General features: G+C 43.3%; 7 protein-coding genes. 4 read left to right on the top strand and 3 right to left on the bottom strand.

What is annotated here, in order from left to right; genetic code table 11:
- Nucleotides 1-28: 28 nt before the first annotated feature.
- Nucleotides 29-559 (bottom strand): hypothetical protein, encoded by a 531-nt coding sequence (locus V7O63_RS07640; RefSeq protein WP_340817827.1) that lies wholly within the window; start codon nucleotides 557-559, stop codon nucleotides 29-31.
- Nucleotides 560-924: 365 nt separating this feature from the next.
- Nucleotides 925-1,311, bottom strand: a complete 387-nt coding sequence (locus tag V7O63_RS07635; RefSeq protein WP_340817826.1) for an SgcJ/EcaC family oxidoreductase — start codon at nucleotides 1,309-1,311, stop codon at nucleotides 925-927.
- 196 nt (nucleotides 1,312-1,507) lie between these two features.
- Here V7O63_RS07635 and thiC point away from each other — a divergent pair, with 196 nt between their 5' ends.
- Nucleotides 1,508-2,791, top strand: coding sequence for a phosphomethylpyrimidine synthase ThiC (gene thiC, locus V7O63_RS07630; RefSeq protein ID WP_340817824.1), 1,284 nt, complete (start codon nucleotides 1,508-1,510; stop codon nucleotides 2,789-2,791).
- An 87-nt stretch (nucleotides 2,792-2,878) separates the two neighbouring features.
- Here thiC and V7O63_RS07625 read toward each other — a convergent pair whose 3' ends face one another.
- On the bottom strand, nucleotides 2,879-3,562 hold the full coding sequence (locus tag V7O63_RS07625; RefSeq protein WP_340820824.1) for a peroxiredoxin: 684 nt from the start codon (nucleotides 3,560-3,562) through the stop codon (nucleotides 2,879-2,881).
- Nucleotides 3,563-3,980: 418 nt separating this feature from the next.
- On the opposite strand from V7O63_RS07625, the gene V7O63_RS07620 reads away from it, so the two are divergent.
- From V7O63_RS07620 to V7O63_RS07610, 3 genes are all read left to right on the top strand, one after another.
- Nucleotides 3,981-7,901: a PAS domain S-box protein gene (locus V7O63_RS07620; protein ID WP_340817822.1), complete on the top strand. Its 3,921-nt coding sequence runs from the start codon at nucleotides 3,981-3,983 to the stop codon at nucleotides 7,899-7,901.
- A 486-nt stretch (nucleotides 7,902-8,387) separates the two neighbouring features.
- Complete coding sequence (locus tag V7O63_RS07615; protein ID WP_340820823.1) at nucleotides 8,388-9,053, top strand: NAAT family transporter; 666 nt, start codon at nucleotides 8,388-8,390, stop codon at nucleotides 9,051-9,053.
- A 90-nt stretch (nucleotides 9,054-9,143) separates the two neighbouring features.
- Nucleotides 9,144-11,846, top strand: coding sequence for a cation-transporting P-type ATPase (locus tag V7O63_RS07610; RefSeq protein WP_340820822.1), 2,703 nt, complete (start codon nucleotides 9,144-9,146; stop codon nucleotides 11,844-11,846).
- Nucleotides 11,847-11,869 lie beyond the last annotated feature (23 nt).

The following is an 11,869-nucleotide window of genomic DNA, read 5'->3' as shown; positions in this document are numbered from 1 at the left end:
TCAATCAGTTTCCATAATTTTTGATTAATTAATCAATTGACATGATCAGTACTGCAAGCTGTAGTATAAAAAGTGAAAAAGCAGCAACCAAATATATCTGTTTTCTAGAGGCTACTAGAAATCCTATTAATGCATGAACTATCGAAAGTGGCCAAATACCCCTGAAACTATTAAGTGCATGGCCCCAATAAAAATGTATAGTCAAACGTTCAAATTCAAAACTGGCCATTATGCCTATAATTTCAACGTAAAAGAACATAAGAGGGAATAATAGTAAGCCCATGATCGCAGAAGAGGCCTTGTTCCCTGTATAATAAGAATAAAGAACGAATGGAATGAATGATCCCATTAATATAACTAAGATCAGGTATGGATTAAAAAAATGTGTGAATAGATTCAGTATTCCTGAATCTGATAGTTTCCCCAAAAGCACCCAGACCAGTGCAAATATAAATGGAATACCAATGATCAGGAAGATTGAATTTTTTGGATTCCTGAACGCGTTTTCAAATGTACCCAAATATTTATTTTTGTTATTTCGTAATGCTTTCAGTTTCATGATGGAAATCTTGCTCCCCAAAAATAAACACATGAAAGATATTTATGTTAATCGCATTGATCTCAAAGTAACTGCGATATCTGCAGCTTTGAACTTATCGATCTTCAATAATGGACTATTTCAATGATCTTCATAATGTCATTGATGGAATGTGCCGCATGCGGCGGATGGCCGTGTTGTTCCTAGTTGTCAGTGAGCTTTTGTAGAGTTATCAGAAACACAGGAATGAAGGGACAATAAGTTTGACTGGTCAATAGTCATGAATAACTTAAACCATCCCGGAGGGTCCCGGCGAAGCTGGCATAATCCGAAAAGGTGGATAAAATAATTTGTTGCATTCACTCTTTTTTGATTATCCATAATATTCAAACATCCAGCAAGTCGTGTCCGTATGAGTTGTCAATCGCACAGAGCCACTCATCATTTGCATTCTTTTTGAAAACATAGGTTGCTTTACGCTCCTGGCAGGGATGTTCTTTAGCTGAAACAATTGTATTACATAGGACCAGAGCAACGTCACCGGTTTCCAGAATTTCCATTCCGGCCTGTTCGACCTCCAGTGTATGCTCAAAATGAGCAGCAATCGCTTCAAATGCTTTTCTGATCTGCTCTTTGCCAACCGCATTCATCCCAGGCTGAATAACCAGAACAGCATCATCTGCATAGATATCTATCAGAGTATCGAGATATCCCTGACCTATAGCAGCATCAGCTTTGTTGATCAGTGATTCTATTGGATGTTGTTCTTCCATAGTTATGTTCTCCACTGTGCATGTCAGATTGTGAAAGAAAGATTATCCTTTTTGTGCTGGTAACACCACTCATTGACCAGTATGATCACAAAGGAACAAATGAAAAACAATTCCAAATATTCCATAAGTGCTGTGAAACATATATATGTGGCAAGAATGTATCTGCACCTAAAGGACACTGCAGACCGGAGATACAATGACACTAATGGAAGATGCTAAGAGGGGCAAGATCACGCCCCAGATGGAAGCTGTTGCAAGGGATGAGGGCATTGACGCAAAGACCATCTGTTCATGTGTTGCCAATGGGACCATAAGTATTCCCAACAACCCTGTAAGGGAATGCAGGGTCGTAGGTATAGGCAAATACCTCAGTACTAAAATCAACGCAAATATTGGAACCTCTCGTGATTACATCGACATAAATGATGAAGTGGAGAAGGCAAAGACCGCAGAAGCTTTCGGTGCCGACGCACTCATGGACCTGTCCACAGGCGGGGACCTCGACCTTACCAGAAAAAGAATAATGGATGCAGTTAACATCCCGATCGGTTCCGTACCGATCTACCAGGCAGCAGCCTCACAGAAAGCTGTTGTTGATATGACATCCGATGACATGTTCAATGCAGTACGCAAGCACGCAAAGGATGGTATCGATTTTGTCACCATACATGCAGCTGTGAACCAGGATGCCCTGAAGAGGGTCAAACAGGGGAACAGGTTCATGGACATCGTCAGCCGTGGAGGTTCATTCACCCTTGCATGGATGCTCCATAACGGTGAGGACAACCCATTCTACGCAGAATACGATTATCTGATGGAAATAGCACACGAGTATGACATGGCTATCAGCCTTGGGGATGGTATGAGACCCGGATGTATCCATGATGCATCTGACGGACCTTCATTCATGGAATTCATAACCCTTGGCGAACTCGTTAAGAGGACACACGAAGCCAACATCCAGTGCTTTGTTGAAGGCCCTGGGCATGTTCCTATCGATGAGATCGAGCTCAGCGTGAAAGCAATGAAGAACCTCTGCCATCAGGCACCACTATACCTGCTTGGTCCACTTGTCACAGACATCGCACCGGGATACGATCATATTACTGGAGCCATCGGAGGTACTTTCGCAGGAATGTGCGGTGCAGATTTCCTGTGTATGACAACACCTGCCGAGCATCTTGCACTACCAACAAAGGACGACATCCGCGAAGGAACCATCGTCACGAGGATAGCTGCACATGCAGCAGACCTTGCAAAGGAAGGGCAGAAAGAACGTGCAAGAGCTGTTGACAACAAGATGGCACATGCACGAAAGAGCCTTGACTGGGATACGCAGTTCGAGCTTGCCATCGACGGTGAGAAGGCAAAGAGGATAAGGGATAGCAGGAACACCGGAAGTGAAGCATGTTCCATGTGCGGTGACCTCTGTGCCATGAAGATCGTCAGCAAGGCACTTGAAGAAGAGAAGAAGGAATAATTCTCTATTTTATCCTATTTTGTTCGATCAAAAAGAAAAGGACATCAAGTCCTTTTCATCTATCTTGTTAATTGGAATTTTTTTGTTCTACTGTTTCTTAAAGCACATGAACCAGTCAAGACAGTATTTCCCTTCCTCTTCTGATTCGACCCTTTCCTTTGCGCTTCCACATGAACCCGGTGGAGGGATTATAACATCATCACCCGGCTGCCAGTTAGCAGGTGTGGCTACATCCTCTGCATCTGACTTCTGCATAGCCAGCAATAGTCTCCTGATCTCATCCATGTTCCTTCCATTGGCCAGTGGATAATAGATGATTGCCCTGATCTTTGCCTTTGGGTCGATGATGAACACTGCCCTGACAGCCTGTGTATCCGATGCATTTGGCTGTACCATTCCGAACTTCTTTGCAACATCCATCCTAAGATCAGCGATAACAGGGAAGGTTATCTCCACATCCTTCATACCTTTGTACTCGATCTTCTCTTTGATCGTCCTGAGCCATGCGATATGTGCATATATACTGTCTATGGAAAGACCGATAAGCTCTGTGTTCAGTTCCCCGAACTCCTCCTGCATGCTGGAGAAGGTCATGAACTCTGTAGTGCATACAGGTGTGAAGTCTGCAGGGTGGCTGAAAAGTATGACCCATTTACCTTTGTAGTCCTTCGGGAAGTTTATATCTCCCGCTGTCGTCACTGCAGTAAATGAAGGTGCAGTATCACCTATCAAAGGCATGGTCACTTGTTCCTCTGGAGACTTTTCACCCATGGCTCTTATCTTCTTTTTGCTGCTGTCGAGATATTCGTTGATCTCCTTTACCTGTTTGTCGAACTCTTTTTCCAGTTCCAGATCCCTGATGTTCCTGGAAATAGAATCTTTCATCTCCCTGAACTGCTCTTCCAGATATTTCTTTTTGTCTTTTTTCTCATCCATCTTGATCACATCATTATTTTGTGGTATGAACTAAGTAGCAGGTCGCAACTATCCAAATATCTGCATTAACCCCATAAATATTAAGAAGATTGAGAATAAGAAGTTAACCATAGATAGGTTGATGTTGTTGAACAGTTCTAATTTGAAGATGTAACAAAATATAAATACTGAACATACAAACCTAATATCGATAATAGTAAAAATATACTTAATTTCAAAAACGAGTCCATATTTAATGACGGAAGGTGGCCGTGTGGGTGTAACTGAGCAGCACATACCCGAAAACGATAACTCTGGTTTTGAGAAACTCGTTGACGAATTACCCCTTGGAATACTTTCATGTGACAGGGAAGGGAATATCACTGCTGTAAATGATTTTCTCCTGAAGATACTGGGATCTCCTTCAGCAGGTTCCACCAGGATGATCAACATGCTGACATTCCCGCCTCTTGCAGGATCAGGTATTTCTGCTACCCTTGAAGAAGCACTCACTACTGGAAAAATTACATCGATAAAAACACCTTACACATCAAAATGGGGTAAAGAACTATTTTTGAGTTTCAGGGCGTTCCCCCTGAAAGATGAGAATGGTGAGATCTACGGCTGTCATGTTATCATTGAGGACCTTACTGATAAGAAAGCAGTAGATGCAGAAATAGAGAAGAACAGGCTCAAAGACAGTTTGGTCTCAAAGATATCGGACCGCTTTATCAACAGCAGCTTTAGCGAGATCGATGAGGATATAAACAGGACGCTTGAGGAACTTGCAGACTATACAGGAGTGGACCGTGCAGCATTGTTCTATACAGATGAAGGTACCGACTTCCTCGTAAAGACACATGAATGGCACGCTGATGGAGTTATATCCACAATACCACTGAATGGGAAATGGGACTACAAAAAACTCGTATTAACTGAATTCAACGGCATGCAGATCATCAATATCCCGGATGTTGACAGAATGCCGGAAGAACGTGAAGATGCGCAAAAGATACTGCAGGAACTGGAAATAAAGGCTATTGCAATGATCCCTATTTCGCACCATGGTCTTTTCAAGGGTTTTATCAGTGTTGATCGCAAGGAAGAGGTACATGATTGGGAAGAAAAGGATCTCCATATCCTGAAAATTGCAGGGAATATGATGGCCAGCATCCTTGAACGCAGGAATGCAGAGAGCTTGATGCTTGAAAAAGAACAGGAATATGAAGATATCATCGAATCACTGGATACCGTTATCTGGAAAGCTGATTTTGATGATACAGGAAATGCAGCACAAACTTACATTTCCAAACCAATGGATAAAATGCTGGGTTTCCCCGAGGGCACCATAGGAACTGACTGGGAATGTTATTTTACACATATACATCCGGATGATATGGAAAAGGTGCAGGATAAATTGAAACTTGCATTTGAAAACCCAAAAACTCCGATAGATGTCGAGTACAGGGTTTTGTCAGACGATGGAAGAACTACATGGGTTAACTCTCAGGGTTCTTCCAGTCCGACAGGAAACAGGACTTATCGGATGGTTGGAACCACATCCAATATTACTGAAAGGAAAAATACCGAGGAAGAACGCAATAATGCTGAGAACAAATTGCGTGATAACGAGGAAAAACTAAGAATTCTGATCGAGCATGCGCCAGTAGAACTATTAATGCTGGATAATGATCTAAGACATGTAGCCGTAAGTCAGCGATGGAATGATTACTTCGGTTTTGATGACATAGATACCATCGGAATGAAACATTATGATGTAATGTCATACTTGCCTGATGAGATCAAAGCCGCACACAAGCGTGCCCTTAAAGGAGAAGTTATTCGAAACGATGGAAATAGCTTCGAACTTCCTGACGGAACCATACGCTGGACACGTTGGGAGGTAAGACCATGGAAGAAGGCCGATGACACCATTGGTGGCATCATAATTTTCTCAGAAGACATTACTGAACGAAAAGAAGCTGAGATCGCACTCAAAGAAAGTGAAGAACGGTTCAAAGCATTACATAACGCATCTTTTGGTGGCATCACCATTCACGATAAAGGGAAGATCCTTGAATGTAACCTGGGTCTTTCTGAAATTACCGGTTACTCGCGGGAAGAACTGATAGGAATGGACGGATTGCTGCTAATAGCTGAAAGTCACAGGGACAGGGTAATGACCAATATCCTTGCAGGTTACGAGAAACCGTATGAAGCAATGGGACGTCGCAAAGATGGCAGCGAGTATCCCCTCAGACTGGAAGCAAGGAACATACCATACAAAGGAAAGCAGGTAAGGGTTGTTGAGTTCAGGGATATTACCGAGCAGAAAAAGGCAGAAGAGGACTTACGCGAGAGTGAAGCTCTCCTAACTGAAGTTGGGATCATTGCAAAGATAGGAGGATGGGAATTTGATGCATCAACTGGTAAAGGAACATGGACACAGGAAGTTGCAAAGATCCATGAACTGGATCCTTTAAATTCTACAGATGTGGAATTCGGATTGAGTTTCTATCCCCCTGATTCAAAAGAGCTTATTGAAAAAGCTGTCCATGATGCTGTACAAAAAGGTGAACCTTACGACCTTGAACTGGAATTGATCACAGCTAAAGGTACGCATAAATGGATAAGAACAATTGGAAATCCAATAATAGAAGACGAAAAGGTAGTGAAGGTAAGAGGATCGTTCCAGGACATCACAGAGCGCAAAAATGATGAGAATAAACTGCGAGAGAGCGAGGAAAAGCTCAGAATGTTCATAGAGAATGCACCAGCATCCTTAGCCATGGTCGATCGCAATATGCGGTACATAGCTGCAAGTCGTCGCTGGAAAACGGATTATTTTCTCGGAGACAGGGATGTGACCGGATTATCACACTACGAAGTGTTCCCTGAAATTCCTGAAGAATGGAAAGATATGCATCGAAGGGCCTTGAAAGGTGAAGTTATACCTGTCGCAGAGACACGTTTTGAGAGAATTGATGGAAGGGTACAGTGGGTACGTGGGGAAGTACGACCATGGAGAGCAGCAGATGGTACCGTTGGTGGAATGATGTTCTTCTCGGAAGACGTTACCGAACGTAAACAAGCCGAAGATAAGATGGCCAGGAGCGAGGCTAAATACAGAAGCCTTTTTGAAAGGTCCAATGATGCCATAATGATACATGATACCAACGGAAAGATCCTGGAAGCAAATGAAAGGGCCTGTGAAATGTTCGATTATAATGAAGAGGAACTTAAACAGAAGTCGATGATGGACCTGACAGTACCAGAGGACAGGGAAGAGATACGGTCAAGGATGAAAGAACTCAGGAAAGAAGGACACTGCCGTAGAGATAACAGGATGCTGTGTTCTGATGGAACTATCGTATATGCGGATCTGAGTGCTACATTCCTCGAAGCGGAAGAGCAGGACCTTATACAGACCGTAGCCAGGGATATAACTGACCGGGTGATAGCTGAAGAGGCCATGATAACTGCAAAGATAGAAGCTGAGACTGCCAATCGTACAAAAAGCGAGTTCCTTGCCAATATGAGCCATGAACTGCGTACACCACTTAATTCTATAATCGGTTTTTCAGATGCAATGGTAGATGGTATGGCAGGGGAGATCGATAATAAGCAGAAACATTATCTTCAAAATATATCTGATAGTGGACACCATCTTTTGAGCCTTATAAATGATATTCTCGATATCTCGAAGATCGAAGCAGGCAAGATGGAACTGAATTTCGATATCGTTGATATCTCATCAGCCGTCAATGAGGTCGTTACAATAATGCGTCCGCTTGCTGCAGAAAAGAACCTGACAGTCGATATTGACCTGCCTGATGATCTTCCGGGGATAATTGCAGACCGATCAAAGATCAAACAGATCTTATATAACCTCATCGGAAATGCCATCAAATTCACAGATAATGATGGAAGGATCACAATTCATACTGAAACAAAAGGCAGCTATCTGCAGACATCCATTATAGACACAGGGATCGGTATATCTCCGATCGACCAGAGAAAGCTCTTCAAACCCTTCAGCCAGATAGATTCTTCCATATCCAGAAGATATGCAGGAACAGGACTTGGTCTTGCTCTTGTAAAAGATATCGTGGAATTACATGGCGGAAGGATCTGGGTTGAAAGTAAAGTAAGCAAGGGAAGTAATTTTACATTCAGGATCCCGATCAATGATTGAAAGACGGTTGCAGGATTATATAGAGATGCAGGTCACTTTGACCATTGACCGAAACGACACGTTGACCATTCTTTTGTAAACCTCCATTATGGTCAGCATTCGTGAATTATAAAGAAATAGAAGATAATTCTTAGTGGGAAGTGACCCTGGCATAAAGCCAGGGTAACTTAGAAAGGGGATGTGGTTAGTTTGAAGGAGGTAGTAGATGGATTTTCAAATGACCCACACCCATGCACCAGAGTAATATTTCTCTGGCAAATTATCATTCTATGATTACTAGAATATAAAGTTATTGTACTCTATATAAATACAGAGCATATATTTTTCATCTGTGTAACAAAATAACAACCAATATTGTAAACCAGTATATAAATGATAGTTAACAAATCTGATTTTACACAAACAATTGTAAACCAATATTTAGTTGCGCACATACTCAAAAAAGTGCATATAAACTATCACCGTAACTTTTATTTGTTTTTGAAAATGATATTAAGATGTAACACAGGAGGGACAAGGACGGACAATTTTGCTTTTTTTATCTACGCATTCAGCTCTTTATTCGCCATAGTCAGTCCTGTAGGCGGAGTGATCACATTTGTATCATTGACAAGTGACATGAGCCTGGATGAGAAAAATTATCTTGCATCCAAATCTGTGATCCTTGCATGTATAATTGCCTTATTCTTCGCAGTCACAGGACAAATTATCCTCAACTTCTTCGGAGTGAGTATCGATTCTTTGAGAGTTGCCGGTGGGATCCTGCTGTTCGTTGTGGCATTCGATATGATCCTTGCAAAGGTCTCCCGTGAAAGTGTCACAGAGAAAGAGATCGACATATCAATGGAACGTAGTGATATATGGATATTCCCTATCGCACTTCCTCTCCTGACAGGACCCGGTACCATCACCACCATAATAGTCCTGATGGGGAGTGCCGTATCGGTCCTGCAAAGAGGAGAGGTGATAGCAGCTATCCTCCTCACTTTCCTGATAACAGGAGTACTTTTCCATTTCTCAAGAAGGATCTATAAGTTCCTTGGATATACCGGAATGCTGGTGTTCACAAGACTAATGGGACTTCTGCTTGCAGCAATGGCCGTTAATTTCATTACCATTGGTATCTGGAACATCTACTTATCGTTCCAGTAGTCCCATGGTCATAAAGGCAACAAACAAAACTATTTTTATCCAATACACACATATCATAAGATGGAGTGTTGGTGATATTTGCCACAGGAGATGGACTTTCAATGCAGGTCCAGTGGTGATGAGCATAAGGTCTCACTGGAGCATATGTTCGAAAGGTTGAAAGGAACAGCCGAAGGTCTGTCCTCTGCGGAGGCAGGCAGAAGGATAGTTCTTTGTGGAAGGAACATCTTCGAAGAGACCGTAAAAGAAAAACTTATCATCAGATATCTCAGGCAATATAGGAATTTCTTCTCACTACTGCTCCTGTTCGGTTCCATACTCTCTTTCATTGCCGAATGGCTTGATCCCGGCCAGGGCAATATCTACATTGCCATCGCACTGCTCGGGGTCGTGGTATTGAACGGTACTTTCACATTCATCCAGGAGTATCAGGCCGAGAGGATCATGGCCAGTTTCAGGAACCTGATACCTCCGAAGACGAGGGTAATGCGTGATGGTCAGATCACAGAGATACTGGCCACTGAGCTGGTTGTCGGTGACGTGATCTACCTCGAAGAAGGTGACAAGATCCCGGCAGATGGCAGGCTCATCGAGGAACACTCACTGAAAGTGGACAACTCACCCATAACAGGGGAAGCAGAACCACAGTTACGTTCACTTGAATGTACCCATCCGAATATTCTCGAATGCCGTAATATGGTTTTCTCAGGAACACTTGTGCAGACCGGAAATGGTAAGGCGATCATCTTCGGAACCGGTTCCGATACACAGATAGGGAAACTGGCAGCCCTTACCGAACAGACATCTTCCGTTGACACACCTATTCGCCGGGAACTTAATGATTTCATAAAGATAATCTCTGCAATAGCCATCTTCCTTGGAGTTGTTTTCTTCATCGTTGGTTTCCTTATACAGGATATCTTCCTTGCAAACCTCATATTTGCCATAGGCATCATCGTTGCTAACGTACCGGAAGGTCTCCTGCCCACAGTGACCCTGTCCCTGAGCCTTGCATCCAAAAGGATGGCAAAGAGGAATGCATTGATCAAGCAACTGGAATCAGTGGAAACACTGGGCTCAACTACCGTTATATGCACCGATAAGACCGGAACACTCACACAGAACAAAATGTCGATCCATTCCGTATACACAGGTTCGAAACATCTGGATGTTGAGAAAAAAGAAACTCCACCTGATGTGTTACTACGTGTGTTCACCATCTGTAATAACTCAAGGTTAACAGAAGAGAACCCCGGTTACAAAGGAGACCCTACTGAAGGCTCACTGCTTGTTTATTCAAGCAATTTCACTGATATCGGGAAATTGAAAAATGACTACCCAAGGATGCAGGAGTATCCTTTCGATTCAAAGAAACAGAGGATGCAGGTGATCTGCAAGACGCCTTCCGGTGAGATGGAAGCATATCTAAAGGGTGCTCCAGAGGTCATCCTTGACATGTGCAGTCATATCCTTGTTGAAGGAAAAGAGGATATACTTGATGAAAATGACAAGCTGCGTCTTGAAGAAGAGCATCTTTCAATGGCAAAGAAAGGCGAGAGGGTACTTGCCTTCGCTTACAGGAAAGCTGAAAGCGCAAGTGAATATGATGATGGTTTCATCTTCCTCGGTTTCGCAGGTGCTGTGGACCCGCCAAGACCGGAAGCAAAGGAAGCTATCAGAAAATGTCACAGGGCAGGCATCAAGGTCGTGATGATAACAGGTGACCATCCGGTTACCGCACGTTCCATTGCTGCAACAGTTGGCCTTACAAACGACCATGAAGAACTTGTACTTATCACAGGAGAGGAGCTTGAAAAACTCTCGACAGATGAGATCACACAAAAACTGAAAGCTCCGAGCATTGTTTTCGCACGTACATCCCCTGTTCAGAAACTGAAGATCGTGCAGGCGTTCCAGGCAGCCGGTGAGATCGTTACAATGACAGGTGACGGTGTCAATGATGCACCTGCCATGAAGAATGCTGACATGGGTGTTGCCATGGGAAGTGGTACCGACGTTGCAAGAGAAGCAGCGGATATGGTCCTTCTGGATGACAATTTTGCCACTATCGTAAATGCCATAGAGGAAGGAAGGACGGTCTTTGATAATATCAAGAAATTCATAGCCTACATCCTTACAAGCAATATCCCGGAGATACTTCCTTTCATAGCCTTTGTACTGCTGGCACTGCCACTGCCAATGAACGTACAGCTGATCCTTGCCATTGACCTTGGAACGGATATACTTCCTGCACTCTCGCTTGCGGTTGAGAAGGGAGAAGGGGATATTATGAAAAGACCACCACGTAAGAGGGATGAGAAACTTCTGACACCTCAGGTACTGTTCACATCCTATGGTGTCAAGGGACCCATAGAGGCAGCAGCCGGATTTGCATGTTACTTTGCAGTCTTATTCGACGGAGGATGGACATGGGGACAGCAGCTACCGTTCTCTGACCCGCTCTACATGCAGTCAATTACGGCTTTCTTTGCAGCTGTTATCATATGCCAGATAGCGAACGTGTTCACATCGAAGACAAGAAGGCAATCCGTGCTCACAAAGGGATTCCTTAGCAACCGCATGGTGCTCCTGGGTATAGCCAGCGAACTGATCATTCTTTCATTCATCATATTCAACCCATTCGTGAACCTGATATTCAATACAGCAGCAATATCAATGAAATACATACTTATCGCAGTCCCATTCGCCCTGCTCCTGCTAGGTGTCGATGAACTGAGAAAATACGCTATAAGAAAGGATTCTGAATTTGTTATCCGCTATTTCAAATGGTGATCATTAGCCAGTGTGACCTGTAT

It is taken from the genome of Methanolobus sp. WCC4, assembly GCF_038022665.1.
Classification (GTDB): domain Archaea; phylum Halobacteriota; class Methanosarcinia; order Methanosarcinales; family Methanosarcinaceae; genus Methanolobus.
This window is presented reverse-complemented; position numbering and strand designations above follow the sequence as displayed.

Excerpts from the sequence above, each read along its gene's own strand:
- thiC (WP_340817824.1), top strand. The coding sequence starts at position 1,508 with ATGACACTAATGGAAGATGCTAAGAGGGGCAAGATCACGCCCCAGATG.
- V7O63_RS07610 (WP_340820822.1), top strand. The coding sequence starts at position 9,144 with ATGGACTTTCAATGCAGGTCCAGTGGTGATGAGCATAAGGTCTCACTG.
- V7O63_RS07615 (WP_340820823.1), top strand. The coding sequence starts at position 8,388 with ATGATATTAAGATGTAACACAGGAGGGACAAGGACGGACAATTTTGCT.
- V7O63_RS07640 (WP_340817827.1), bottom strand. The coding sequence starts at position 559 with ATGAAACTGAAAGCATTACGAAATAACAAAAATAAATATTTGGGTACA.
- V7O63_RS07625 (WP_340820824.1), bottom strand. The coding sequence starts at position 3,562 with ATGGGTGAAAAGTCTCCAGAGGAACAAGTGACCATGCCTTTGATAGGT.
- V7O63_RS07635 (WP_340817826.1), bottom strand. The coding sequence starts at position 1,311 with ATGGAAGAACAACATCCAATAGAATCACTGATCAACAAAGCTGATGCT.